Here is a 26,139-nt window from a genome sequence, read left to right on the forward strand (position 1 = left end):
CTGTCAGAACGGGACGCGACCGTGCCCGGCCGGTGCGCCGTCGGCATCGCCTCCGAACCCTTGACCCCAAGTCGAGTTGAGGTCTTAGCGTGGCGTTCGTCGATCACCACGCGAGAGGACATGCTCATGATTCTGGTTACCGGGGCCACCGGAAATATCGGAGGTCCGTTGCTGAAAGAGTTGCGGGCGTTCAGCTCCGAGCGGATCAGGGCATTCACCCGTGATCTTTCCGGCGCTGCCTTCCCGGCGGGGATCGAGGCGGTCGAGGGCGACCTGGCCGACCCCGCCTCGGTGGCGACGGCGCTGGAGGGGGTGCGGTCGATGTTCCTCGTGCCGGGGATCGGGCCGGACGCCGAGATCATCGACCGCGCCCGTCGAGCCGGTGTCGAGCATGTGGTTCTGGTGTCGTCGATCACCGTGGAGACCCACCCTCACCTCGGTCCCGCAGCCGACAAGGCGTCGGTGGAGAAGATTCTCGAGGCCAGTGGGATGGATTGGACGATTCTGCGGCCGACGCAGTTCGCGTCCAATGCGCTCATGTGGGCGCCGACCATCCAGGCGGGGCAGCCCGTCCAGCCGCCCTACGCCGATGTCGGGCTCCCCACGATTCATCCCGCCGATATCGCCTCGGTGGTCCGGGCCGCGCTGACCGAACCCGGGCACCGAGGGCAACGGTATGCGCTCACCGGCCCCGCACCGGTGAGCGCGCGTCAGCAGGTGACGACCATCGCCGGGCTGCTGCACCGCGACGTCGAGGTCACCGAGATCACCCGCGAGGAAGCCCGGGCAGGGATGGTCGCGGTCTTCGGGGAGGACGCCGCCGATGCCGTCCTGGATGTGACGGGTGGCGATGTCAACGACGCGCTGCTGCGGGTTCGTGACACCGTCACGCGGGTGACGGGGTCGACGGCCAGGACCTTCGAGCAGTGGGCCGAGGAGAACATCGACTCCTTCCGGTGATGGTCACCGGTTGGGGAACGAACCGACGAGTCCGCCGTCGATGACCAGGTCCTGCCCGGTGATGTAGGAGGCGTCGTCGGAAGCCAGGAAAGCCACCGCCGCAGCGACTTCCGCGCCGTGGCCGACGGCGCCCAGCGGTACCTGTGCGGCGTTGCGTGCGTCGGCCTCCGGATCGGTGGTGGCGTCGCGGTACATCTGGGTGTCGATGAAGCCGGGACTCACCGAGTTGACGCGGATACCGCGCGGCGCGAGATCCGAGCCGAGGGTGCGGGCCAGGTTGTGGACCGCGGCCTTGGTCGCGGAGTACACCGAGGCGACCGGAAGGCCGCGGTACAGCGTCCACGAGGCGTTGAGGACGATCGCGGAGCCCTCCCTCAGGAGCGGGAGGGCCTTCTGCACGGTGAAAAACACGCCCTTGAAGTTGATGTCGACGGACTGGTCGACGTCGGCCTCGGTGAGCTCCGCGGTGGGTTTGAATATTCCGGTACCGGCGTTGGCGAAGACGGCGTCGAGGTGGCCGCGCCAGCGCTGGATGGAGTGCATCAGGGCATCGAGGTCGTCGAGGTCCACCACGTCGGCGCGGACAGTCAGCACCCGCTGGCCCGCGTCGAGTTCGACTGCGGCACTGCTCAATCGGGTGTCGTCACGTCCGGTGATGACGACATAGGCGCCTTCGTCGAGAAGGCGACGTGCGGTGGCCAGGCCCATGCCCGAGGTGCCGCCGGTGATGAGAACGGTGCGGTTGGCAAAACGATTCATACCGACGATCCTGTGGGTCGCTCCGGTGTTTCAGCAGTGCCGGACGAACATGGGTCTGCCACCACCACCCACGGCCGGCCGACGCCCATGGCTCCCCGAACTACCGAGCGGCCGCCCCGAGCAAACTGTCCAACCGCACTTGTGTCGGGGTGTCGGCGGCCGGGGTATGCAGCAGCAGGCGATGACCGGGCAGGTCGGGCAACAGCAGAGTGGTGTAGTCGAAGACGAGTTCACCGGCCTCCGGGTGCAGGAGGACCTTCCTGCCCGTCGTCGTGTCACGAACATCGTGCTCGGCCCAGATTTCCGCGAATTCGGCACTCACGGAACACATGTCGGCGGCGATCCGGCCGAACTCGGCGTCGTCCGGGTAGCGCGCGGCATCGGCCCGGAACTGGGCCACGATCGCACGGGCCCCGTCGTGCCAGTGGCACACCGAGGACCGGTAGCGGGCGCTGGTGAAGAACGTCACCAGGCAGTTGTGGTCTTCCTCGCCGTAACCGAACACCGACTCGGCCGCACGGTTGACCACCACCAGATTCCAATGCCGATCCAACAGATACGCCGGGCGCGGCAGCCAGGAATCGATGACCTGGCGCAAACCCTCCGGAACCGGGCGGGCCGACGGCGCCTGCCGGGGTGGATTGAGCCCGGCCAGCAGGTAGAGATGTTCCCGCTCAGCCGAGTCCAACCGAAGCACCCTGGCAATCGCATCCAGCACCTCACCGGACACGTTGATGTCGCGCCCCTGCTCGAGCCAGGTGTACCAGGACACGCCGACCCCGGCGAGCACCGCGACCTCTTCGCGACGCAAGCCAGGAGTGCGTCGGCTCCGACGGGTCGCCCACGGCCAAGCCGGCTTCCTCGGGGGTCACCCGAGCCCGCCGAGACCGCAAGAACTCCTTCATCTCGGCGCTCCGCCTTGTGCGCGCCTCGGCGGAAAGCTTGGTAGAACTCATGGCGACGATGGTATGCACCGCCAGATCTCGAACAAGGCACCCTCCGGGGTGCACCCATGGCATGAGTGCTGTAATGCGCGGAGATGTCCTCGGCGAGACAGTCCGCGAATTCGGTCCACAGCTTCAGGTCGAGCGTGCGGAAATAATCAGCCTCGGCGGCCCACCGCGGCTGCGAGCTGTTCTCGGAGAATATCGCCGTGGCCTGCGTGTCTGGCGAACTCCTCGATCATGGCGAGCAACGTCCAGCGCATGCTGACCCTCCCCTCGCCGGGGATGTCGAGGGTGTCGTCGAGGTCGAAGCGGGCCGCGATGTCGCGGGAGCGGCGACTCGCGCGTTCGAACTCGGTGATGACATCGGCCAGTGATTCGTCATCGGACACGGCGAACGTCCCTTCGTCGCGGCGGGAGTATCCGTCGCATTCGTGCTCCGCGAGCCCGCCCCAGAATCGCTGGAACCAGATCCGCTCCGCACCGGCCGCGTGTTTGAGGAGCGAGATCGGTGTGGTGAGCGATGGGACGAGACGTCTGCGCGCGTCGGTTTCCGACAGCCCGCGGGCGGTATCGATGAGCGCTTCGCGGTTGCGGTCGAGCATATTCTCGAGGAGCAGCCGCTCCCCACCATCGGTAATCCGTTCGGTCTTCATCTCTTTCACTCCATTTCCGTTGTGCCAGAATGCGCGGATGGCCATCAAGTTCGATGCTGTCGACGCCGCGTTGCTCGCCGAGCTTGCGCGGGATCCCCGGGCGCCGATTCTCGAGCTGGCGCAGCGGCTCGGGATCGCGCGCAACACGGTGCAGGCGCGGATGAAGCGGCTCGAGTCCTCGGGGGCAGTGCGGGGGTATCCGCCGGATATCGATGTGGCGGCGATCGGGTTCGCGGTGCACGCGTTTCTCGGAATCGAGCTCGATCAGAACAAGATGGACCCGATCATCGAGCGGTTACGCGACTTCCCGCATGTGCTCGAGGTGCACGCGACGACCGGTCGCGCCGATCTGCTGGTCCGGGTGGCCGCGCGGTCACAGCAGGATCTGCTGGAGATCATTCAGCGGGTACACGCCATCGATGGGGTCAACCATACCGAGACGATGCTCGCGCTGGCTACACCGATCGGGTATCGGAGCCTGCCGCTGGTCGAGGATCTGACCGCACGTCGATCCGACGACGATGTGAGCTAGGTCTCTCGGCTCGAGCAGATTGACTCATCCGCCTCAGTGTCCTAGATCACTTTTGAGCAGTCTGATCAACTTTATGTGTGACTGTTGACACAGTTCACCCCTTCACGGCACATTTCGCAGCACGGGTAGCAGTTTTCCTTCGTGCAGTGAGGTGTTCATGACCAGCGTCGTCTGTTCCACCGCCCGACCGCTGGCCGAACCGGCCGCGTCCTACGATCTGGCCGACCGGTATCGGTCCGGCGCGGGTCCGGTCCTGCTCACCGGGGTCCAGGCCATCGCCCGGCTGCTGGTGGAACAGCATGTGCGTGACATCCGCGCCGGGCGCCGGGTCGCGACCTTCGTCTCGGGGTACCAGGGCAGCCCGCTGGGTGGCGTCGACAAGATGCTGCTCGGCATGCCGGAGGTGCTCACCGAACACGACATCACCTTCGTGCCGGGACTCAACGAGGAACTGGCCGCCACCTCGGTGTGGGGCAGCCAGGCCGACCTGCCCGCCGGGCGCCCGACCCACGACGGCGTGGTCGGCGTCTGGTACGGCAAGGGCCCCGGTGTGGACCGGGCGACCGACGCCATCCGCCACGCCAACATGTACGGGGTGAACCCGCGTGGCGGGGTGCTGCTGCTCGTCGGTGACGATCCGTCGTCGAAGTCGTCGACCGTGCCCGCCGTGAGTGAACGTTCGCTGGCCGCGATGGGTGTGCCGGTGTTGTTCCCGCGCAATGCCGAGGAGATCATCACCCTCGGTATGCAGGGCATCGCGCTGTCGCGGGCCTCGGGGTGTGTGGTGGCGTTGAAGATCGTCGCCGATGTCGCCGACGGCGCGTGGACGGTCGACGCCGACGTGGCCGACCTCGCCGTGACGGTGCCCGAGCTGCAGTGGGAGGGAAGGCCTTTCACGTATCGGCAGCGCCCGATGGCCGCCCCGACCGACAGCCTGCTCGCCGAGGCGGACCTGTACGGCCCGCGCTGGGCGATGGTGCACGCCTACGGCGCGGCCAATGCCATCGACAGCATCGAGGTCGACCCGCCGGAGGCGAAGGTCGGCATCGCCGCCACCGGAACAACATTCGACGCCGTGCGCCAAGCACTGCTCGAGCTCGGCGTCGACGAGGCCGCGATGCACCGGGCCGGAATCCGGTTGCTGCGCATCGGCATGCCCTATCCGATCGGCCCGGCCAAGGTCACCGAGTTCGCCCGTGGACTCGAGGAACTGATCGTGGTCGAGGACAAGACCGCCTTCATCGAAACCCAGATCCGCGAGATCCTCTACGGCACCGAGCACACGCCACGCATCCTCGGCAAGCACGACCAGCGCGGTGCCCGGCTGATGCCGGTCGACGGCGAACTCGACGCCGGGCGGCTGCTCGCCCCGCTGCGCCGGGTGCTGCGCGAGCGCGTCGAGCTGAAAAGAGCTGCGCCGCCCGCACTTCCGCTGGAGGTGCTCAGCACCAAGCGCACGCCGTACTTCTGCAGCGGCTGCCCGCACAACCGGTCAACCGCCCTGCCCGAGGGCTCGATCGGTGGCGGCGGCATCGGCTGTCACACGCTGGTCACCATGTCGGGCCGGGCCGACAGCGCCGTCACCGGGCTGACGCAGATGGGCGGCGAGGGCAGTCAGTGGATCGGGCAGGCACCGTTCACCGATGTGCCACACCTGTTCCAGAACATCGGCGACGGAACGTTCTTCCACTCCGGGCAGCTGGCCGTGCAGGCGTGCGTGGCGGCGGGAGTGAATATCACCTACAAGCTGCTCTACAACGAGGTCGTCGCAATGACCGGGGCGCAGGAGGTGGGCGGCATGCTCACCGTCGCGCAGCTCACCCACAAACTCACCGTCGAGGGCGTGAAGCAGATCATCGTCTGCGCCGACGAGCCGAAGCGGCACAGCAAGCGGGCGCTGGCCAGGGGCACGCTGCTGTGGCATCGCGACCGGCTCGACGAAGCCCAGCGGATGCTGCGCGAGATCGAGGGCGTCACCGTGCTGATCTACGACCAGCACTGCGCCGCCGACGCCCGCAGGCAGCGCAAACGCGGCACACTGCCGGTCCGCAACACCCGCGTGGTGATCAACGAGGCCGTCTGCGAGGGCTGCGGCGATTGCGGCACCAAGTCGAACTGCCTGTCCGTGCAGCCCGTCGACACCGAATTCGGGCGCAAGACCCGGATCGATCAGACCTCGTGCAACACCGACTACAGCTGCCTGGACGGCGACTGCCCATCGTTCGTGACGGTGGAGGTGTCACCCGACAGGCGTGCCGGCCGCAAAACCCTCGAGCCGCCCGCCGTTCCGGATCCGGCACCGGGCGTGCCGCAGCGCACCCAGAACGTGCTCATCGCGGGCATCGGCGGCACCGGCATCGTCACGGTGAACCAGGTGCTGGCCACCGCCGCCCTGCGCGCCGGGTACGAGGTGGAGACGCTCGATCAGATCGGCCTGAGTCAGAAGGCCGGGCCGGTGGTGTCGCATCTGCGGTTCTCGGGCTCGGAGCTGGAACCGGCCAACCGGCTCACCCCGGGCAGCGCGGACTGCCTGCTCGCCGTCGACCTGCTGACCGCCACCGATCCCCGATACCTGCGCTACGGCAACGCGGCGAGCACGGTGGCCGTGGCGTCGACGAGCAAGACGCCGACCGGCGACATGGTGTACGACAAATCGACGTCCTACCCCGAGACCGATGCTTTGCTGAATCGTCTTGCCGCCGTGACGCGTTCGATCGACCACTTCGACGCGCTCGCGGCCGCGGAGACCCTGTTCGGCAACACCGCGGCCGCCAATTTCCTCGTCGTCGGCGCGGCGGTGCAGGCGGGTGGGTTGCGATTGCCCGTGGCGGCGATCGAGGAAGCCATCGGGATCAACGGGGTCGCCGTGTCGGCCACCCTTGCCGCGTTCCGCTGGGGCCGCGTCGCCGTCGCGGATCCGGCGGCGTTCGCCGCGGCTGTCGATGAGGGGCAGCCGCGTCGGGTTCCACCGATCGCACCGGCGGAGCTGTTGGCCCACACCGGCTTCGAAGGCGAGGTACGACGGATCGTGGAACGGCGAGCCGGTGAGTTGGTCGGCTACCAGAACACGACGGTCGCGCGGCGCTACATCGACACCGTCGAAACGATCTGGGCCGCAGAACGTTCCGTCACCGAACGAACCGAGTTCAGCGAGGCCGTCGCACGCGGGCTCTACAAGTTCACCGCCTACAAGGACGAGTACGAAGTGGCGCGGCTGCTGGTCGACCCGGCGTTCCTCGCCGAGGTACAGGCCCAGGTGCCGGGTGGCGAGAAGCTCACCTACAAACTGCACCCACCCGTCCTGCGCGCCATGGGCCGGAAGAAGAAGATCGGTCTCGCACCGAAATCCCATGTGGCGCTGAAGGTCCTCGCCAAGGGCAAGTTCCTGCGTGGCACGAAGCTCGATCCCTTCGGCTACGCCCACGTGCGCAAGGTCGAACGTGAGCTGCTGGCCCACTACACCGCCATGGTGACGCGGCTCGCCGCCGAGCTGACCGAGGAGAACTACGAGACAGCAACTGCGGCAGCCGCTCTCGCCGACGTCGTGCGCGGCTACGAGGACATCAAACTCGCCAATGTCGAGCTGTACCGCGCCGGGCTGCGCGATCTCGGCATCGACTTCTGAGTGATCACGGCGCCGAATCCATCCGTGCCCAACAGCACAACACCAGGCCGCAGACCCGCGGCACGAACGAACCACCCGGACACGACCCGTGGTGGACGCAACCGGAAAGGATCGACAGTGACCGTCGCACACCCCGAAGCAGGAGTTTTCGGACGATCGCACGAGTTGAGTGCCCGCGCCCACGAGCAGGTGGTGTTCTGCGAGGACGACAGGTCCGGGCTGAAGGCGATCATCGCCATCCACTCCACGGCGCTCGGCCCGGCGCTCGGCGGCACCCGCTTCTACCCCTACGCCGACGAATCCGCGGCGTTGCAGGACGTGCTGCGACTGTCGTGGGGCATGACCTACAAGGCCGCCGCCGCTGGTGTCGACCTCGGTGGCGGCAAGGCCGTCATCATCGGTGACCCGGCGACGATGAAGAGCGAGGAACTGCTCGCCGCCTACGCGCGTTTCGTCGACACCCTCGGCGGCCGCTACATCACCGCGGGCGACGTGGGCACCACCACCGACGACCTCGACATCATCGGCAGGCACACCCGCTATGTCACCGGCCGCAGCGTCGCCGCGGGCGGCAGCGGTGACAGCGCCCGGCTCACCGCGCTCGGCGTGTTCCAGGCCATGCGCGCGGGCGCCGAATCCGTCTGGGGCGCACCGACACTGGCCGGGCGTACCGTCGGCGTGGAGGGCGTCGGCAAGGTCGGCCGCGAGCTCACCGCCCTGCTGCTCGCCGACGGCGCCGAGGTGTGCGTGACGGATGTGAACGAAGCGGCACTGCGCCGCATCGCCTCCGAGCACCCCGAGGTCCGGCTGCTGTCCACGGTCTCGACCGCACCGGTCGACGTGTACGCCCCGTGCGCGCTCGGCGCCACCCTCACCGCGTCGACCGCCGCGACGATCGAGGCCACACTCGTCTGCGGCGCGGCCAACAACCAGCTCGCCACCCCCGATGTGGAGCAGGCACTCACCGAACGCGGCATCACCTGGGTCCCCGACTTCGTCGCCAACAGCGGCGGACTCATCCAGGTGGCAGGCGAATTGCGCGCCGCCCCACCCGCCGAGGTGGAAGCCGAGGTCACCGACATCTTCCCGCGCTGCCGCGAGATCATCGCCACGGCGAAAGCCGACGGCATAGGCACGGGTGCCGCCGCCAATCGGTTCGCCGAACGCCGTCTCGACGCCATCCCCCGCTCGCTCTGAGCGCGCCCGAGTTTCAAGGAGGAGACACAGTGGCGATCACGAGCGGGTTGTTCCGCACGAAATCGGTCGAGCAATCGATCCGGGACACCGACGATCCCGATGCCAAGCTGCGCAAGGACCTGACGGCGAAGGACCTCACGATCTTCGGTGTCGCGGTGGTGATCGGTGCGGGCATCTTCACCCTCACCGCACGCACCGCGGGCACGGTGGCCGGGCCCGCGGTCTCGCTCGCGTTCGTCTTCGCGGCGATCGCGTGCGGGCTCACCGCCCTCTGCTACGCCGAGTTCGCCTCGACCGTTCCGGTGGCGGGCAGCGCGTACACCTTCGCCTACGCCACCTTCGGTGAGGTGATCGCCTGGATCATCGGCTGGGATCTGATCCTGGAATTCGCGCTCGCGGTCTCCGTGGTCGCCAAGGGCTGGTCGCAATATCTCGGTGAAGTGCTCGGGTCGTCGGCGCCGGTGGTGCACATCGGGTCGGTGAGTTTCGACTGGGGGGCGGTGGTGATCATCGCGGTGGTCGGCGTGCTGCTGGCCACCGGGACGAAGCTGTCGTCGCGGGTCTCGGCCATCGCCGTCGCCATCAAGCTCGGCGTGATCGCGCTGGTGCTCGTCGTCGGCGCGACCTACTTCAAGCCGTCGAACCTGTCGCCCTACATTCCGGCCGCCGAGCCGTCGGAGAAGGCCGAAGGGCTGCGGCAGTCACTGTTCGCCTTCGTCACGGGGTCCGGCGGCACCAGCTACGGCTGGTACGGCCTGCTCGCCGCCGCCAGCCTGGTGTTCTTCGCCTTCATCGGATTCGACGTCGTCGCCACCACCGCCGAGGAGACCCGCAACCCGCAGCGCGACATCCCGCGTGGCATCCTCGGTTCGCTTGCCATCGTGACCGTGCTCTACATCGCGGTGTCGCTGGTCCTCACCGGCATGGTCTCCTACACCCAGCTCGCCGACGGAAATGCCACCCTCGCAACAGCTTTCGCCATCCACGGCGCCACCTGGGTGAAGAACATCATCGCCATCGGCGCCCTGGCCGGGCTGTCGACGGTGGTCATGGTGATGTTCCTCGGGCAGACCCGGGTGCTGTTCGCCATGGCCCGCGACGGCCTGCTCCCCCGCAGCCTCGCCCAGACCGGCAAGAAGGGAACGCCCGTCCGGTTGACCGTCATCGTCGGCGTGGTCTGCGCCCTGCTGGCAGGTTTCGTCGACTTCGGCACGCTCGAGGAAATGGTCAATATCGGCACCCTGGTCGCCTTCGTGCTGGTTGCGGTGGGCGTGCTGGTCCTACGCCGCACCCGCCCCGACCTGCCGCGCGGGTTCCGCGTGCCGTTCGTCCCGGTTGTTCCGGTCCTCGGCGCGCTGGCCTGCCTGTGGCTGATGGTCAACCTCTCCATCGAGACCTGGCTGCGGTTCATCATCTGGATGGCACTCGGTGTCGTCGTCTACTTCGCCTACGGCCGCAGGCATTCCGTACTCGGTCGCCGACGACCGGATCCGGACAAGCCGGAATTGACACCAGTGGGATAGGCCACGTTTCACCTCCCCTGGCACTGAGTGCCAGGGGAGGTGAAATAATCGCCGGGACAGCCAGGGAAACGCGATGTTGGGAGTTCTGCAGTGGAGTTGATCGGTGTAATCGGTGGCGGCACGATGGGTGCGGGTATCGCCGAGGTGTGTGCCAAGGCGGGTAGCTCGGTGCTCGTGCTCGAGACCAAGCAGGAGTTCGCCGATGCCGCGCAGCAGCGCATCGCCACTTCCATCAGCAAGGGTGTGGCGCGCGGCAAGATCTCCCAGGAAGACGCCGACGCGGCCATCGCCCGGGTGCGCGTGACCCTGGACATGGACGAGTTCGCCGACCGCGACCTGGTGATCGAGGCCGCCCCGGAGATCGAGTCGCTGAAGTACGAGATCTTCGGCAAGCTGGACAAGATCGTCAAGCCCGAGGGCATCCTGGCCACCAACACCTCCTCGATCCCGGTGATCAAGGTGGCCGGTGCCACGCAGCGCCCCGAGCGCGTGGTCGGCGTGCACTTCTTCAACCCGGTGCCGGTGATGCCGCTGGTCGAGATCATCTCCACCCTGGTCACCGCGCCGGAAGCGGCCGAGGCCGTCACCGACTACGCCAAGAACACCCTCGGCAAGCTGACCGTGCAGGCCGGTGACCGTTCCGGTTTCATCGTCAACGCGCTGCTCATCCCGTACCTGTGCTCCGCGATCCGGATGCTCGAGTCGGGTTACGCCACCGCCGAGGACATCGACACCGCGATGAAGGGCGGCTGCGGTTACCCGATGGGCCCGCTGACGCTGCTCGACACCGTCGGCCTCGACATCGCGCTCGCCGCCGCCGAGTCGCTGTACGCCGAGTTCGCCGAGCCGCACTACGCCCCGCCGGCCCTGCTGCGCCGCATGGTCGACGCGGGCCGTCTCGGCCGCAAGACCGGTCGCGGTTTCTACGACTACGCCAAGTGAGAACCTGGTCCCGCGCCCGCCGGGCGCGGGACCGGCTCAGGCCACGCCCGCCGGGGCCGGGAAGAACCCGGTCTCGATGTAGTGGTCGAAATAGCGGGCGATGACGGCCGCGTCGACCGCCGGAATATCGATGGGCAGTGTTTCGGCCGACTCGACGCTGCTCGACTCGACCGCGCCGAGCAGCGAGCTCGCCCCCGCCGCCGCGACCGCCGCCACATAGTTGCCGCTCAGTGCCGACGCGCGCGCCAGGATCGGGTCGACCCCCGGCTGTTCGGCGGCCGCGGTGAGGATCTGCCCGAACTCCATCGGATCGATGAAGTCGAAACGGTAACCGCGACGCACGATCTCGTCGTAGACGATGCCGAGCGGCACCTCCGGACCCGCCGCCCGGAACACCCGGCCCAGCGCCGAATCGTCACGTGACCGCCGCACGATGCCCGCCGCGACATAGTCGACCGGCGCCATCCCGATCGCGACCGAGCGCACGTCGACGGCCGTGCCGAGTACGAGCATCGAGCGAAGCATCGTCCACCAGGCGTCCTCGGCCGGTGCGACGCCGGTGCGGGAATCACCGGTGATGAGGCCGGGCCGGTACACCGCGATCGGCACACCGCGCTCGGCCGCCGTGTGCATCAGCTGTTCGGCGACCCACTTGGTGAGCGCATAGCCCGGCAGCCCGGCCGGCACACCGTCGGCATGCGGAATGCCCGCGAGCACCGACGTCGTCGACACGTAGTGCACCGCTTTGACGCGGGTGGTGGTGGCCAGGCGCAGCACCTCGGTGGTTCCACCGACATTGGCCTCGCGCATCCGCCCGTACGGCTCGAGATGATTCACCAGGGCGCCGTTGTGGTAGATCACGTCGATCCGGTCGGCCAGTTCGGCGAAGCGGCGTGGGTCGATGCCGAGCTGCGGCCGGGCGAGATCGCCTGGGACACCGGCCAATCGGGCCCGATCGACCTCGATGCCGTAACCGGCCGCCGTGGCGACCACCCGGTCGAGTGCGGTGTCGGCGTCGGCGGCGCGCACGAGGCAGTGAACGGTCGCGGTGGTGTGTTCGAGCAGTTCGCGCAGCAGGAAGCTGCCGAGGAATCCGGTGGCGCCGGTGAGCAGGATGTTCGCCGGTTCGCCCGAGCGCGGTGGCGCGCACCCGTCGAGCGTGATCGACGGGTCGAGCACCCGGTCGAGTGCCGGATCGGGGCCGGTCGAGGAGGCCGCCTTCTCGTCGCGCAGGGCCAGCGCCAGGTCGCTGACCAGCGGATAGCTGAACAGCAGTCGCAATGCGACCTCGATGCCGAGCCGTTCGGCCAAGCCGGCGCGCACCCGGATCGCCGACAGCGAGGTACCGCCGAGGACGAAGAAGTCGTCGTCGCGGCCCACCCGCTCGAGCTCGAGCACGCTCGCGAACACCTCGGCGACGGCTCGTTCGTCGTCGGTGACCGGTGCCTGGTACTCGCGGATCTCGCGCGCGGGCGCGGGCAGCGCCTTGCGATCGAGCTTGCCGGTCGCGCCGAGCGGGAACCCGTCGAGCGTGAGCACCCGGTGCGGGATCATGTACGGCGGCAACAGGGTTCGCGCGGTGGCCAGCGCCTCCGCGACATCGACGCCGGACGGCGTGACGTAACCGACGAGCTGGTCGTGGTGCACCGTCACCGCCGCACCGGCCACCGACGGATGCGCGCGCAGTGCGGCCTCGATCTCGCCGGGTTCGATGCGCAGGCCGTGCAGCTTGAGCTGCACGTCGGTGCGGCCGAGGTAGGTCAGCTCGCCGGTGGGCAGGCGGCGCACCAGGTCACCGGTGCGGTACATGCGTTCGCCGACCGGGCCGTAGGGGTCGGCGACGAACCGCTCCATCGTGCGACCGGGGCTCCCCAGGTATCCGCGGGCCAGTTGCGCACCGGCCAGGTACAGCTCGCCGGGCGTTCCGAGGGGCACCGGCCGCAGCCGGGCGTCGAGCACATAGGCCCGAGAGTTCCAGTGCGGCAAGCCGATCGGGACGATGCCGTCACCCACGTCGGTGACGTCGGCGGCGGTGATCGAGACGGTCGCCTCGGTCGGCCCGTACAGGTTGTGCAACCGGCCGGAGGTGGCGGCGGCGAAACGGGCGATGGTCGCGTTCGGCAGCGCCTCACCGCCCACCCAGACCGCACGCAGCGAACGCAGAGCGCCCGCGGGCGCGGCATCGAGGAGCATCTGCAGCACCGACGGCACGATGGTCGTGCCGGTAACACCGTGGCGCGCGATGAGATCCGCCAGGTAGGCGGGGTCGGTGAGTCCGTGCGCGGCGGCGACGACCATGTGCGCCCCGGCGCGCAGCGGGGTCGCGAAACCGATCATCGAGGCGTCGAAGGTGAACGGAATCGACTGCAGCACAACATCGGCGGCGCCGACCGCGTACTCGCCGACCATGAATGCGGCCTGATTCACGATCGCCGAATGCGGTACACCGACACCCTTGGGTTTGCCGGTGGAGCCCGAGGTGAAGATCACGTAGGCGAGGTCGAGGGTCCGCAGCGGACGCAGCCGGTCGGCGTCGGTGAGCCAAGTGTCCGAGAAGGCGTTCAGCGCACCGGAATTCGCGACCAGGTCGACCGAGATCACGGGCAGGTCGTCGACCCCGACGGTGTCGGCGACCGTGCTGAGCACGCAGACCGGGTGCGCGGCGGTCAGGATGTCGGCGCGACGTTCGGCGGGCGACTCCGGGTCGATCGGCACGTACGCGCCGCCCGCCGCGAAGACCGCGTACATGGCGACGACCAGATCGAGCGACGGCCGGATCGCCACCCCGACGGTGCTGCCCGGCCCGACCCCGGTCGCCACGAGCAACCGGGCCAGCCGGTTGACCCGGCTCGCGAGCTCGCGGTAGGTCAGGGTCCGATCGGCGAAGGTCACCGCGGGCGCCGCCGGCGTGCGCGACGCCTGTGTGCGGAACTCGTCGAGCAACGTCACGTCCGGAATCAGCCGCAGCTCACCGGCCGGTTCAGTCCGTTCGAACTCGGTGAGCAACGGCAGGTCACCCACGACGCGGTCCGGGTGGGCGACGGCGGCCGCGAGCAGCGCGCCGAGGCGGGCACCGAGTGCCGCCATGGTCGACTCGTCGAACAGCGCGGTGGCGTAACGCCACGAACACCGCAGCCCGGCCGGTCCGTCCCCGTCCTCCTGGGGAACCACCGTCAATTGCAGGTCGACCGGGGCCACCTCGTCGCCCAGATCGACCGCCGCCACACTCAATTCGGGCAGTTCCAGGCGTGCGGCACCGAAGTTCTGGAACGACAGCGCCACCTGGTGCAGCGGATGATGCGCCTGGGTGCGGGGCGGATCCAGTTCGGCCACAAGACGTTCGAACGGCACGTCGGCGTGCCCGAAGGCCGCGAGATCGCTCTCGCGGACCCGGTCGAGCAGGGCGGCGAAGGGTTCCCCCGCCGCGATCCGGGTGCGCAGCACGACGGTGTTGACGAACATGCCGACCAGGTCGTCGAGTTCGGGCTCACCACGACCGGCGACCGGGGCGCCGAGGGTGACGTCGTCGGTGCCAGCCATCCGGGCCAGCAGTACGGCCAGTGCGGTGCGCACAACCATGAACAGCGAGGCATTGTGTTCGCGGGCAAGGGTTTCCAGCGCCCGGTGCAAGCCCGCGTCGAGGGCGAAGTGGTGCGCGGCGCCCCTGGTGCTCGCGACCGGTGGGCGCGGACGGTCGGTGGGCAGCTCGAGCAGGGCGGGCGCGCCCGCCAGCGCGGTGCGCCAGAAGTCGAGCTGGCGGGCAAGCAGCGACGCGGGATCGTCGGCGGCGCCGAGCAGTTCGTGCTGCCACAGGGTGTAGTCGGCGTACTGCACCGGCAGCGGTGACCAGGCGGGGGCATGCCCCTCGGTGCGGGCGATGTAGGCCGTCATCAGGTCGCGGGTGAGCGGGCCGAGGGAGAAGCCGTCGGTGGCGATGTGGTGCACCACCACGGCAAGGACATGCTCGGTCGCCGAGAGCTGGAAGACGGTGGCGCGCACCGGAACCCGCGCGCACACGTCGAACCCGCCGAAGGTGAGCCTGGCGAGCTCGCCGCGCAGGTCGGACTCCGCTATCGCGGTCACCGCCACCTCGAGACCGGCCGCGGCCACCGGGAGGACCTGCTGGTAGCCCTGGCCGTCGTGTTCGGGGTAGACCGTACGCAGCACTTCGTGGCGTTCGAGCACATCGTCGAGGGCGGCCGTGAGGGCGGCGGTGTCGAGCGGACCGGACAGGCGAAGCGCGACCGGAATGTTGTAGGTGCTCGCGTCGGGGTCGAGGCGGGCCATGAACCACATGCGCTGCTGGGCCAGCGACAGCGGAACCCGCGCACCACGTTCGCGGCGGGTCAACGGCACACGGGTGTCGGCGACGAGGTCGGCCAGCGCGGTCGCCAGCGCGGCGACACTCGCGTGCTCGAAGACGGTGCGCGCGGGCACCCTGGCGCCGGTGAGCGCGCCCAGACGCCCGGCCAGGCGGGTGGCGAGCAGGGAATTGCCGCCCAGAGCGAAGAAGTCGTCGTCGCGGCCTACCCGGTCGGCGCCGAGCAGCTCGGCGAAGACCTCGGCGACGGTGCGTTCGGCGTCGGTTCGCGGCTCGGCGAATTCGCGTGTGGTCAGTTCGGGGTCGGGCAGGGCGCGGTGGTCGAGTTTGCCGACCGGAGTCAGTGGCAGTTCGTCGAGCACCACGACGGCCGACGGCACCGCGTGCTGCGGCAACCGCTGCTCGGCGAGCCGGGTCAGTGCTGCCGGATCGACGGCCGCGCCGGGCGCGGGCACCACATAGGCGACGAGGGCGTCGACCCCGCTGGGCAGCGTCCTGATCAGCGTCGCGGCGAAGTGCACCGAGTCGTCGGCCGAGAGCACGGCGTCGATCTCACCCAGTTCGATGCGGAAACCGCGCAGCTTCACCTGCGCGTCGGTGCGGCCGAGAAATTTCAGGCCCATCCCACCGGGCACCGGCTCCCATTGCACCAGGTCACCGGTGCGGTAGAGCCTGCCGCCGCCCGCCGGGTCGGCGACGAAACGGCTCGCGGTGAGCCCGGCGCGGTCGTGGTAGCAGCGGGCCAGCCCGGCGCCTGCCAGGTACAGCTCGCCGGGGACGCGGTCGGGCACCGGGTGCAGCCGGGCGTCGAGGACCACCGCCGTCATGCCGGGGATCGTGTCACCGATCGTCACCACGTCGCCGGGGTCGAGCCGGTCGCTCATGGCGCAGACGATGGTGGTTTCGGTCGGGCCGTAGACGTTGAAGAAGGAGCGACCCGGCGCCCACCGCGCGATCAGTTCCGGCGGGTAGGCCTCACCGCCGACGGCGAGCGCACGCAGCTCGGGCAGCACGGTGGCATCGAGACCGGCCAGCGCGGCCGGCGTGATGAAGGCGTGAGTCACCCGTTCGGTACGCAGCAGTTCGGTGAGTTCGTCGCCGCCGTACACATCCGGCGGCGCGATGACCATCGTCGCGCTCGCACCCACCGCCAGCAGCAGTTCGAGCATGCTGGCATCGAAGCTGGGCGAGGCGAAATGCAAGGTGCGCGAATCGGTATCGATGCGGAATCGGCGGACCTGCTCGGCACACAGGCCCGCCAGACCGTTGTGGGTGACCGAGACGCCTTTGGGCACACCGGTGGAACCGGAGGTGTAGATGATGTAGGCCAGCTCGTCGGGACGCAGCTGCGCGGTGCGCTCCCCCGCGCACACGGGTTCATCCGACGCGGCGGCGAGTTCGGCTTGGTAGGCGGTGGAATCGATGGCGAGCCAGCGGATTCCGGTGTCGAGGCGGGCAGCGTCGTCGGCCGTGGCAAGGCCGAAGCCCGCGCCGGAGTCGCCGAGCATGTGGGCGACGCGTTCGGCCGGGTAGCGCGGGTCGACCGGCACGAAGGTGGCGCCGCACTTGGCCGCCGCCCACACCGCGACCACCGATTCGATCGAGCGGGTGAGCGCGAGGACGATGCGGTCACCGGGGCCGAGCCCGCGGGCGATGAGCACACGGGCCAGCCGGGAGGACCACTGGTCCAGCTCGGTGTAGGTGAGCGAGCGGCCGGCGAACCGCAACGCGGTGGCCTCGGGGGCGCGCTCGACGGCTGCCATGAGCAGCCGGGGCAGGGTGGCGGAGGTCGGTACTCGTCCACGTCGAACGGGGCGGGGTCGACGGACGCCAGAAACTTGCTCGGTCACCGGAAACGCTTCCCTTCACCATGGATCAACCCATGCGTTCGCACTGCTCACACGCCGCCGGGCGACGACTACACCCGGCGTATCGGGAAAATCCTGCGTGACGGTACCGCAAATATCTCATTTAGTTCATGGCATAGCCAATTCACAGGTTTCACTTCGCAGCGAAGTGGGTAAAGGGGACTCTTCGGTCAGCGGCGCAGGTCACGCGGTGATCAGGGCAGCATCGCACGCGCACGCTGCGGTAGCGCCCTTTTCACATTTGCGGGCAGCACCTGCTCGGCGGCAGGACGAACACCGGTAGCGGAGGCCGCGTTCGCGACCTCCGCTACCGGAACAAGACCGGGAGGGTTACCAGGCAGTAGCTCCGGTGGACGCCGGCTCCTGCTGCGTCACCGAGGGATCCTGCACGCGCGTATTGCCCGATTCGATCCATTCCGTGTCGAGCACACCGTGGCGCGAGCGGTCGGCGCCGCGAATGGCGCGCTCACACCGGCGTGCCAGGTCACGGCGGTCGGTGCCGGGGTACTCGCGCGGTTCCAGCACGATCTCGACGGTCATGCCTTTGCTGCGCAGCACCCGCTTCGCCGAGTCGGCGAAGGTGTCGTCGCCGACGAAACCCGGGACGGTGCACGGCATTCCGTCGCGGTCGAGGTAGCGCAACCGCACCGGCTGCACCGGGGTGGCGGTGTCGACGGCGGCCTGGAACATCGCCGGGCGCAGCGAACCGTAGGCCCGGCCGCACCAGGTGGTGCCCTCGGGGAACACCACGATCCGGTTACCCGCACTCAGCCGTTGCGCGACTTGCCCGACCACGCCCGGCAATTCGCGCAACCGGGCGCGCTCGATCGGGATCACGCGGGTGAGCTGGGCCAGCTTGCCGAGCAGCGGCCACTCGACCATGTCGGCACGCGCCACGAAACTCACCGGTTGTACGGCGGCCAGCGCGACCACGTCGGCCCAGCCGATGTGCCCGGCCACCACCATCATCGGCGTGCCCGGATCGGCGAATCCGGCCGCCGAGGCGTCGGCTCCGCGGTTGTCGATGACGCGCAGCCGCATCCCCAAGCAGCGCAACGCCGCTCGGGCGTACCGGCGCTGCATGTCCTCGCGACGCGCCTTCGGGGTGGCGACCGTGAGGACCGGGAAACCGAGCACCAGCCCGGCCACCCCGGCCAGCCTGGTCAGCATTCTGGCGGTACCGACCTCGTCGATCGGTTCGATACAGCCGGAACCACAGGGGCTCGACGGCATCCACGAGTGCGAGTGGGGGGCGGGCGGCGCGTCGAACACCATGGCGGTTACTTCCCGTCGAAATTGGCGGCCGCGCTCTGCAGCCGCTCCAGGTACCGGGTGTTGATGGTTTCCATACCGAGCAGCGCGACGAAGTCGGCGACCGCGAAATCGGGGTCGTGCGCCGGTTCGCCGCAGATCTCGGCACCCAGGCGCAGGTAGCCGCGTAACAGCGGCGGTAGCTTCGGGCGGCTCGGCGGGGTCAGCTGGTCGAGCGACAGTCCGTCGACGACGACCGGGTTGTAGGGCTCCACATAGCGTTCCGGGTCGCAGGAGTGGCGGCCCAGCAGCATGTCGCGCACGCCGCGCACGTTCACCCCGGCGGGGTCCTGCGGGCTGTCCTGCATGGGCACCGACACACACCCCATCACCCAGTCGTAACCGGTGAGCTGGATGTAGTGCAGGATGCCCGCCCACATGAGGGTGAGCACCGAGCCGTTGCGGTGGTCGGGCACCACGCACGCCCGACCCATCTCCACGATGCGGTGGCCCTCGGGATCGAGACGGGTGAGGTCGAATTCGGTAGCGGTGTAGTACCCGCCCGCCGCGATCACCTTGTCCGGCGGCAACATCCGGTAGCAGCCGACGAACTGTTCGGTGAACTCGTCACGCACGAGCAGGTGGTCGCAGTGCTCGTCGAACCGGTCGGCGTCGAGACCGGTACCGTTGTCGGGCATCTGGAAACCGGGTTCGGCGGCGAAGACCTGGAAGCGCAGGCGCTGCGCGGCTTCGCGATGCTCGGCGTCGGAGGCGACGACGAGCGAGTAGCGAGACTTCCCCACCCCGGAGTCCGGCGCCGGCGCGGTCAACACGGACGAAATTGTCATACCGCTGATGAAGCCAGCCCGACTTGGCATCGGGGCGACGCTCCAGTGTCGTGTCGATGCCCGTTCGGTGAACGAGACACCCGTCACACCGGGCGTTCACCGACCCGCTGCCCATCGTTCGCCCACCTGCGGGTTTCTGGCCGAACACCGTGGATTTCGCGTGAGATCCGGAATGCGGGTGCGCAGTGCGTAGCTTGCGAAACGGGGACGGCCCGCCGGTTTCCCGGCGGGCCGTCGGACAGTCGGATCAGGCCGCGACGCGATCCTTCTTGTCGTTGTTCGCACCGTCTGTCCCGGCGCGCTCGTCACCGGATGCGGCCGTCGGGAGCTCGCGCACCTCGGCCTCGGCGAAACCGGGGCGGGCCGTACCGGCGAACGCGACCAGCCAGCCCGCGACCGCCGCGAAGCGGTTACGGAAGCCCACCAGGTACATCAGGTGCACGGCCAGCCACATCGCCCAGGCGATGGTGCCGCGGAAGGTGATGCGCTCGTTGAGCTTCACCACGGCGCTGAACCGGCTGATCACCGCCATGCTGCCCTTGTCCCAGTAGACGAACGGCGTGCCCGCGTCCTTCTTGCCGCGAATGATGTCGGCGGCGTGACGGCCCTCCTGCATGGCCACCGGCGACTGGCCGGGGTAGCCGTTGAGCGAGGTCATGTCGCCGATGGCGTAGATGTCGGCGTGCCCGCCGACGGTCAGATCGGGGTTGATCAGGATGCGGCCCGCGCGGTCGGTCTCGGCGCCGGTGGCCTCGGCGAGCATGGTCGCGAAACCGCCCGCCTGCACGCCCGCCGACCACACGACGGTCTCGGCGGCGATACCGCGCTCGATGCCCTCCTTGTCGCGGACGGTCACCTTGCCCTCGGCGATGTCGGTGACGAAGGTGCCGAGCAGCACCTGCACGCCGCTACCCTCGAGCGACCGCTTGGCGTACTCCGAGAGCCCGCCGCCGAACGGCGGGAGCACCGCGTCGGCGCCCTCCACCAACGTGACCGAGACCTTCTGGTGGAAGTGCCTTTTCGCGAGTTCCTTGATCTGGCCCGCCACCTCGACACCGGTCGCGCCCGCGCCGACGACCACGAAGCTGAGCAGCTTGCGCTTGGTCGCCTCGTCGGCGTGCTCGGCCTTGGCGAAGACGGTGGCGATCTGATCGCGCAGCCGTTCGGCGTCGTCGATGGTCTTGAGCGAGAAGGTCTTGTCGGCGAAGTCGTCGCGGCCGAAGTAGCTCTGGCTGGCGCCGGTCGCCGCGATCAGCGAGCCGTAGCGGATCTGGCGGGTGCCCTCGGCGGTCTCATAGGTGAGCACGGCGGCGTCGGCATCGATGCCGGTGACCTTGCCCAGGCGGACGTCGGCCTCGGGGTGGCGGCGCAGTACGTTCTTGATCGGCGGGGCGATCTCTTCGGAGTCGAGTACGCCGGTCGCCACCTGGTACAGCAGCGGCTGGAACAGGTGCTCCGGGGTGCTCGAGATCAACACGAAGTTGATTCGCGACTTGGCCAGCTGCTTGGCTGCGGCAAGTCCGCCGAAGCCCGAGCCGACGATGACGACATCGGTGTGTTCCATGATCGCGCGCTCTCCAAGATCGGTAATGAATCCTTTCCTATGAGTAAACGCGATGCGGAACGCAAACGTTTCCCCCGCGTGGGCGCATAATGAAGATGACTCTTATCTGCATAACTAATATATGGGAGGTCAGCAGGTGGAACTACGTCAACTTTCCTACTTCGTGGCGGTCTGCGAGGAGCTCAGTTTCAGCCGTGCGGCGAGCCGCTGCTTCATCTCCCAGTCGGCCATCAGCCACCAGATCGCGCGCCTGGAACGCGACCTCGGCGCGCAGCTTTTCGAACGGACCACCCGGGCCGTGGTACCCACCGAAGCCACGCTGCGACTGCTCCCCCTGGCCAAGCAGATGCTGAGTCTCGAGTCGGCGATCCGGGCGGCCGTGCGCACCACCGGGCCGCGAATTCGGTTGGCCGCCAACATGTCTTTCGCGGCGCCGTCGCTGTCCGCGATCGCCACCGCGCGGGCCGCGCACCCCGACGCCGAGATCGAATACGTCATCAAACCGTTCCGTCAGCGGATCACCGCCGTCGCCGACGGTGACTGCGATCTGGCCTTGATCCGCGGCAGCGTGGAGCAGCCCGGTCTGGCCGTGGAACAGCTGTGGGTGGAGGACCTCGTGATCGCCATCTCCAGCAGTCATCCGCTCGCCGAACGCGGCGCGGTCACCCTTGCCGAACTCAGCCCCTATCCCCTGCTGCTCCCCCCGGAACAGGAGCAGGTGTTGTTGCACACACTCATCCGCTCGGCCTTCGCCGACCTCCCGACCGGCCCGACCTTCGGTCCCCCGATCCCACCCGACCACACAGCGACCATGGAGCTACTCAACCGCCCCGAGTCCTGGACGATCCTCTACGAAGGACCCACCAAGGGCCTGCTCACCCTCGACCTCACCGACCATCGGCTGCGGATTCCGGTGTCGGCGGTGTTGCGTGAGGACGCGAGAGAGAATCCGATCGTGCGCACCCTGCTCGACGCGCTCCACGAGCACTGATCAGGTCTTGGCGATGGTGGCGGACGGTCCGTCACCATTGCGGGGCGCGAACGGGAGTCGCGTGAGCGCGTCGGCGACTGCGGCGTGGAGATCGCGCATTTCCGGGTCGTTGTCTTCGACGGCCCAGGTGAGTTCCTCGACCGCGCGGATCAGGGCCCAGCCGCGGGCGCGTTCGGGGTCTACGTCGAGTGCTGCTGCCGTGGCGGCGATCACCGTGTCGGCGTGCTCGGGGGTCGGGTCGGACTGGATCTGGATCATCAGGAGGAAGCCCGCGTCGAAGGACGCTTCGCCGAGGCACGGTTTCGGGTCGATCAGAAGCCATGGTTCGCGTTCGGCGGCAACGATATTGCCGAGGTGGGTGTCGCGGTTGACGATCAACAGGGGACCTTCCGGGGCGCTCAGTGTGAGGCACCAGCGCTCTACCAACGCCCGTAGAGACGGTGAGATCTCTTGCGCCACAGCAGGGTCTGTCAGCCGGGTCCGGAGGCCGTCTATGACGTCGGTCGCGGCGGGGAGGGCCGGAAAGCTGTCGGGAACGGCGGGCGCTGGTCGTCGGAGCCTGCGATACAGCTCGCATGCCGTCTTCACCTTCGCCACGTTCTCCGGCCGTCCTTCGAGGCTCGGGAAGCCGGGCTGAATGAGCAATTCCGTTCCGGGGAAAGCCCATTCGAGCAACATCGCACCGGTGGCGGGGTCGAATTCGAGCAGCCGGACAGCACCGTCACCGTCATAGGCGTACAAGGCGGTCGCCTCGGCGACGTTCTCCTCGTCGACCATCGGCACCTTCAGGACCGCCTGCCGTCCGTCGTCGCGTCGGGCACCCGCCACGTAGGCGTGCGTTCCGCCGCCGAACGGCGCGGTGAACTCGCTGAGCCCCCACCGCTCGGCCAGCCCGGCCACGACGTCCGGCAACTCGTCGATCCACCGCGCACCGGCCGCGCCGAACACCGCGCGAACCGTCTCCTCGACCGCCGACGGCAACTCCACAGGCAATCCACCCGACACCATCAGCCCACCCTGCCGACGCCGACTCCTACCGTCAATCGAATTCCTACGCCCTCGACAGACCACCACCGAACCTGACAGCCTTCCGAACATGACGGATCCGCTCACCCCCGACTTCCCCTCCGGCTACGAGGTCTCCACCGACACCGCCCGCATCGACGCCGGACGCGTCCACACCTGGCTGTCCACCGACTCTTACTGGGCGAAGGGCAGAACGCGCGACAAGCAGGACAGCGCGATGGCCGGTTCCCTCAATTTCGGTGTCTACGACAGTGTTTCGGACGAGCAGGTGGCCTACGCCCGGGTCGTCACCGACCGTGCGACCTTCGCCTGGCTCTGCGACGTGTACGTCGACCGCTCGGTCCGAGGCAAAGGCCTCGGCACAGCCCTGGTCACCGCAGTCCGCGACCACCTCGCCCCCTACGGCCTGCGCCGCATCATGCTCGCCACCCACGACGCCCACGGCGTCTACGAGAAACTCGGCTTCGAGCCGCTGAGCAACCCGGAGCACTGGATGGCCCTCGAAATACGGTGAGCGCTACTGGCTAGCCGAGTCAGAATTCCAAGGACAGCCAATCGATTTCGATGGAGAAGGGGTACGGGAACGAGATATCCGGCGCGGAACCGCGAGCCCACTGCCCTGCCAGCAGATAGTTGGCGTTGCGGAGTGGACGAACGCCGGGGGGAAGTTGCGCATGGCCGGTTTCGAGGATGTACACACGCAGGGCGCCGATGCCGGTGAGATCCTTGGTCAGGTCCGCTTCCCAGTACGAGGGGATCCCCGCACCCGCGAAGCGAGCCTTCTTCGCTTCGACATCGGCCGGCGTGTTCGACGGTGACAGCACTTCACCTACCAGAACAGTGTCGGAGGCACGGACATCCGAGCCTGGTGGCAGGCAGCGGTGTACGAGGAAGTCCGGCGTCACGAAATCCGACTTTCCGGTGGAACCGAAGAATACGTTCGTCTCGAGGTTGCCGCGCCAGCAGCGTTCCGGATGAGATCGATTGTCGGCCGCTGCTGCATCCCTGATCGCCTGGGTCAATAGCAAGGTGGCCAACTGGTGCTCGCCCGGCCCGCGCCGCACGAACACCACACGCCCTTCCCACAGCTCGACCTGCGCGGCGATCTCCTCCGGTAGCTCCTCGAGTTCCTCCCAGGTCATCGACTCGGGAAGATCAGGGCGATCGACGCTCGGCATGGCCATGTCCCCATGCTACGCAGCGGAAAACGCAAAACTCGCCAGACCTGACGTCTCTCGACGACCGATCTGGCGAGTCAGCGGACGCGCCTAGCCCTTGTGGGACTTGACGGCCTCGGTCAGCTGCGGGGCGACGTTGAACAGGTCGCCCACGATGCCGTAGTCGGCGATCTCGAAGATGGGAGCCTCTTCGTCCTTGTTGACCGCGACGATGGTCTTCGAGGTCTGCATGCCCGCGCGGTGCTGGATGGCACCGGAGATGCCGAGGGCGATGTAGAGCTGCGGGGAGACGGTCTTACCGGTCTGACCCACCTGGAACTGGCCCGGGTAGTAGCCCGAGTCGACGGCGGCACGCGAGGCACCGACGGCGGCACCGAGCGAGTCGGCCAGCGCCTCGACGACCGAGAAGTTGTCGGCGGAACCGACACCGCGACCACCGGAGACGACGATGCTCGCCTCGGTGAGCTCCGGACGGTCACCGGCGACGACCGGCTCACGGGAGACGACCTTGACGACGCCCTCTTCCTGCGCGGGCACGGCCACGGCGACCTGCTCACCGGCGCCGGCCTGCGGGGCGGCCTCGATGGAGCCGGGGCGCACCGAGATCACCGGCACGTCGCCGGTGGCCTTGGCGTCGACGGTGAACGCGCCACCGAAGATGGAGTGCAGGGCCGAACCGTCCTCGTTGACGCCGATGACGTCGACGAGCAGACCGGAGCCGATGCGCGCGGCGAGGCGGCCCGACACCTCCTTGCCCTCGGCGGTGGCGGCGACGATCACGGCGGCGGGGGCGGCGGACTCGACCAGCGAGGCGAGCACGTCGACCTTCGGGGTGACCAGGAAGCTCTCGACCTCGTCGCCCTCGGCGACGTAGATCTTCTCGGCGCCCGCGGCGGCCAGGGCGGCGGCCAGCTTGTCGGCGGTGCCGGGGGCACCGGTGACGACGGCGGCCGGGGTGCCCAGCGCGCGTGCGGCGGTGAGCAGTTCGGTGCTGACCTTCTTCACGGCACCGTCGGCGTGCTCGACGAGCACAAGTACTTCAGCCATTGTTCTTTCTCCTAGGAAGTTCTCGGACGGTCCGGATCAGATGATCTTCTGGCCGATGAGGTAGGTGGCGATCTGGTTGCCGCCCTCGCCCTCGTCCGCGATCTTCTCGCCCGCGGTGCGAGCGGGCTTCGGGGTGGCGGCGGTGACCGCGGTGCCCGCGTTGGCCACACCGACGGTCGACGGGTCGATGCCCAGGTCGGCGAGGGTGAAGACCTGAACTTCCTTCTTCTTCGCGGCCATGATGCCCTTGAAGGACGGGAAGCGCGGCTCGTTGATCTTCTCGTTCACCGAGACGATCGCGGGCAGGGTGGCCTCGAGCTTGAACACACCCTCGTCGGTCTCGCGCTCGCCGGTGATCTTGTCGCCGTCGACGGTGAGCTTGCGCAGGTGGGTCAGCTGCGGGATGCCGAGGTACTCGGCGATGATCGCCGGGACCGCACCCGCGCGGCCGTCGGTGGATTCGTTGCCGGCGATGACCAGCTCGACGCCCTCGACCTGGCCGAGCGCACCGGCGAGCACCCAGGCGGTCTGCACGGCGTCGGAGCCGTGGATCGCGGGGTCGTTGATGTGGATGGCCTTGTCGGCACCCATGGACAGCGCCTTGCGGATGGCCTCGGTGGCGCGATCCGGACCGGCGGCCAGCACGGTGACCTCGCCGCCCTGGGCCTCCTTGATCAGCAGCGCTTCCTCGACGGCGCGCTCGTTGATCTCGTCGAGGACGGCGTCGGCGGCCTCACGGTCGAGGGTGTAGTCACCATCGGTCAGCTTGCGCTCGGACCAGGTGTCGGGGACCTGCTTGATGAGTACGACGATGTTCGGCATCGGTCTTCGTCGACCTCCTTCTGGGTTACACGTGAGTGGTGGGCCGCACGAGCTGGGCCGTACGTCCGTGTGGGTGCTCAGAGGG

General features: G+C 68.5%; 19 protein-coding genes. 8 read left to right on the forward strand and 11 right to left on the reverse strand.

Translation table 11 applies throughout. The features are described 5' to 3' along the window. Positions 1-126: 126 nt before the first annotated feature. A complete protein-coding gene (locus tag AB0I19_RS20330) occupies positions 127-960 on the forward strand; it encodes an NAD(P)H-binding protein (RefSeq protein WP_357150533.1) in 834 nt (277 codons plus the stop codon). A 3-nt stretch (positions 961-963) separates the two neighbouring features. Here the strand turns inward: AB0I19_RS20330 and AB0I19_RS20335 are convergent, their stop codons facing one another. The 3 genes from AB0I19_RS20335 to AB0I19_RS20345 all read right to left on the reverse strand — a co-directional run bounded on the left by AB0I19_RS20335 (position 964) and on the right by AB0I19_RS20345 (position 3,319). Then, positions 964-1,719 (reverse strand): SDR family oxidoreductase, encoded by a 756-nt coding sequence (locus tag AB0I19_RS20335; RefSeq protein ID WP_357150534.1) that lies wholly within the window; start codon positions 1,717-1,719, stop codon positions 964-966. A 100-nt stretch (positions 1,720-1,819) separates the two neighbouring features. Then, on the reverse strand, positions 1,820-2,530 hold the full coding sequence (locus tag AB0I19_RS20340) for a helix-turn-helix transcriptional regulator (RefSeq protein ID WP_357150535.1): 711 nt from the start codon (positions 2,528-2,530) through the stop codon (positions 1,820-1,822). Positions 2,531-2,821: 291 nt separating this feature from the next. Further along, positions 2,822-3,319: a DinB family protein gene (locus tag AB0I19_RS20345; protein WP_357150536.1), complete on the reverse strand. Its 498-nt coding sequence runs from the start codon at positions 3,317-3,319 to the stop codon at positions 2,822-2,824. 37 nt (positions 3,320-3,356) lie between these two features. Here AB0I19_RS20345 and AB0I19_RS20350 point away from each other — a divergent pair, with 37 nt between their 5' ends. The 5 genes from AB0I19_RS20350 (at position 3,357) to AB0I19_RS20370 (ending at position 11,138) form a co-directional block, all read left to right on the forward strand. Then, positions 3,357-3,851, forward strand: a complete 495-nt coding sequence (locus tag AB0I19_RS20350) for an Lrp/AsnC family transcriptional regulator (protein ID WP_067493199.1) — start codon at positions 3,357-3,359, stop codon at positions 3,849-3,851. 157 nt (positions 3,852-4,008) lie between these two features. Then, positions 4,009-7,476 (forward strand): indolepyruvate ferredoxin oxidoreductase family protein, encoded by a 3,468-nt coding sequence (locus AB0I19_RS20355; protein ID WP_357150537.1) that lies wholly within the window; start codon positions 4,009-4,011, stop codon positions 7,474-7,476. Positions 7,477-7,593: 117 nt separating this feature from the next. Beyond that, positions 7,594-8,673, forward strand: coding sequence for a Glu/Leu/Phe/Val dehydrogenase dimerization domain-containing protein (locus AB0I19_RS20360; RefSeq protein ID WP_357150538.1), 1,080 nt, complete (start codon positions 7,594-7,596; stop codon positions 8,671-8,673). A 29-nt stretch (positions 8,674-8,702) separates the two neighbouring features. Continuing rightward, the gene (locus AB0I19_RS20365) at positions 8,703-10,196 is read left to right on the forward strand and encodes an amino acid permease (protein ID WP_357150539.1); all 1,494 of its coding nucleotides are present in this window, start codon (positions 8,703-8,705) and stop codon (positions 10,194-10,196) included. A gap of 90 nt (positions 10,197-10,286) precedes the next feature. Then, a complete protein-coding gene (locus tag AB0I19_RS20370) occupies positions 10,287-11,138 on the forward strand; it encodes a 3-hydroxybutyryl-CoA dehydrogenase (protein ID WP_067493193.1) in 852 nt (283 codons plus the stop codon). Between the two features lie 36 nt (positions 11,139-11,174). On the opposite strand, the gene AB0I19_RS20375 is transcribed toward AB0I19_RS20370, so the two are convergent. From AB0I19_RS20375 to AB0I19_RS20390, 4 genes are all read right to left on the reverse strand, one after another. Then, entirely contained in the window at positions 11,175-17,222 is a 6,048-nt protein-coding gene (locus tag AB0I19_RS20375) for an amino acid adenylation domain-containing protein (protein WP_357150540.1), read from the reverse strand. A gap of 435 nt (positions 17,223-17,657) precedes the next feature. Next, positions 17,658-18,602, reverse strand: a complete 945-nt coding sequence (locus tag AB0I19_RS20380) for a lysophospholipid acyltransferase family protein (protein WP_357150541.1) — start codon at positions 18,600-18,602, stop codon at positions 17,658-17,660. Positions 18,603-18,607: 5 nt separating this feature from the next. Continuing rightward, positions 18,608-19,426: a GNAT family N-acyltransferase gene (locus AB0I19_RS20385; RefSeq protein WP_067636974.1), complete on the reverse strand. Its 819-nt coding sequence runs from the start codon at positions 19,424-19,426 to the stop codon at positions 18,608-18,610. Positions 19,427-19,673: 247 nt separating this feature from the next. Then, positions 19,674-20,990 (reverse strand): NAD(P)/FAD-dependent oxidoreductase, encoded by a 1,317-nt coding sequence (locus tag AB0I19_RS20390; protein ID WP_357150542.1) that lies wholly within the window; start codon positions 20,988-20,990, stop codon positions 19,674-19,676. A 136-nt stretch (positions 20,991-21,126) separates the two neighbouring features. On the opposite strand from AB0I19_RS20390, the gene AB0I19_RS20395 reads away from it, so the two are divergent. Next, positions 21,127-21,981: a LysR family transcriptional regulator gene (locus AB0I19_RS20395; RefSeq protein WP_067493438.1), complete on the forward strand. Its 855-nt coding sequence runs from the start codon at positions 21,127-21,129 to the stop codon at positions 21,979-21,981. Here AB0I19_RS20395 and AB0I19_RS20400 read toward each other — a convergent pair whose 3' ends face one another. Further along, a complete protein-coding gene (locus AB0I19_RS20400) occupies positions 21,982-22,968 on the reverse strand; it encodes an aminoglycoside phosphotransferase family protein (protein WP_357150543.1) in 987 nt (328 codons plus the stop codon). A 109-nt stretch (positions 22,969-23,077) separates the two neighbouring features. Between AB0I19_RS20400 and AB0I19_RS20405 the strand changes: the two genes are divergently transcribed. Beyond that, positions 23,078-23,521 (forward strand): GNAT family N-acetyltransferase, encoded by a 444-nt coding sequence (locus tag AB0I19_RS20405; protein WP_357150544.1) that lies wholly within the window; start codon positions 23,078-23,080, stop codon positions 23,519-23,521. Between the two features lie 19 nt (positions 23,522-23,540). On the opposite strand, the gene AB0I19_RS20410 is transcribed toward AB0I19_RS20405, so the two are convergent. The 3 genes from AB0I19_RS20410 to AB0I19_RS20420 form a co-directional block, all read right to left on the reverse strand. After that, positions 23,541-24,191 (reverse strand): Uma2 family endonuclease, encoded by a 651-nt coding sequence (locus AB0I19_RS20410; protein ID WP_357150545.1) that lies wholly within the window; start codon positions 24,189-24,191, stop codon positions 23,541-23,543. Positions 24,192-24,275: 84 nt separating this feature from the next. Beyond that, a complete protein-coding gene (locus AB0I19_RS20415; protein ID WP_357150546.1) occupies positions 24,276-25,232 on the reverse strand; it encodes an electron transfer flavoprotein subunit alpha/FixB family protein in 957 nt (318 codons plus the stop codon). A 36-nt stretch (positions 25,233-25,268) separates the two neighbouring features. Next, positions 25,269-26,054: an electron transfer flavoprotein subunit beta/FixA family protein gene (locus tag AB0I19_RS20420; protein WP_067493177.1), complete on the reverse strand. Its 786-nt coding sequence runs from the start codon at positions 26,052-26,054 to the stop codon at positions 25,269-25,271. Positions 26,055-26,139: the final 85 nt, after the last annotated feature.

The organism is Nocardia sp. NPDC050413 (genome assembly GCF_040655475.1).
GTDB classification, from domain to species: domain Bacteria; phylum Actinomycetota; class Actinomycetes; order Mycobacteriales; family Mycobacteriaceae; genus Nocardia; species Nocardia coubleae.

Excerpts from the sequence above, each read along its gene's own strand:
- AB0I19_RS20355 (WP_357150537.1), top strand. The coding sequence starts at position 4,009 with ATGACCAGCGTCGTCTGTTCCACCGCCCGACCGCTGGCCGAACCGGCC.
- AB0I19_RS20345 (WP_357150536.1), bottom strand. The coding sequence starts at position 3,319 with ATGAAGACCGAACGGATTACCGATGGTGGGGAGCGGCTGCTCCTCGAG.
- AB0I19_RS20330 (WP_357150533.1), top strand. The coding sequence starts at position 127 with ATGATTCTGGTTACCGGGGCCACCGGAAATATCGGAGGTCCGTTGCTG.
- AB0I19_RS20405 (WP_357150544.1), top strand. The coding sequence starts at position 23,078 with ATGACGGATCCGCTCACCCCCGACTTCCCCTCCGGCTACGAGGTCTCC.
- AB0I19_RS20410 (WP_357150545.1), bottom strand. The coding sequence starts at position 24,191 with ATGGCCATGCCGAGCGTCGATCGCCCTGATCTTCCCGAGTCGATGACC.
- AB0I19_RS20385 (WP_067636974.1), bottom strand. The coding sequence starts at position 19,426 with ATGACAATTTCGTCCGTGTTGACCGCGCCGGCGCCGGACTCCGGGGTG.
- AB0I19_RS20415 (WP_357150546.1), bottom strand. The coding sequence starts at position 25,232 with ATGGCTGAAGTACTTGTGCTCGTCGAGCACGCCGACGGTGCCGTGAAG.
- AB0I19_RS20380 (WP_357150541.1), bottom strand. The coding sequence starts at position 18,602 with ATGGTGTTCGACGCGCCGCCCGCCCCCCACTCGCACTCGTGGATGCCG.
- AB0I19_RS20420 (WP_067493177.1), bottom strand. The coding sequence starts at position 26,054 with ATGCCGAACATCGTCGTACTCATCAAGCAGGTCCCCGACACCTGGTCC.
- AB0I19_RS20375 (WP_357150540.1), bottom strand. The coding sequence starts at position 17,222 with ATGGCAGCCGTCGAGCGCGCCCCCGAGGCCACCGCGTTGCGGTTCGCC.
- AB0I19_RS20350 (WP_067493199.1), top strand. The coding sequence starts at position 3,357 with ATGGCCATCAAGTTCGATGCTGTCGACGCCGCGTTGCTCGCCGAGCTT.
- AB0I19_RS20335 (WP_357150534.1), bottom strand. The coding sequence starts at position 1,719 with ATGAATCGTTTTGCCAACCGCACCGTTCTCATCACCGGCGGCACCTCG.
- AB0I19_RS20390 (WP_357150542.1), bottom strand. The coding sequence starts at position 20,990 with ATGGAACACACCGATGTCGTCATCGTCGGCTCGGGCTTCGGCGGACTT.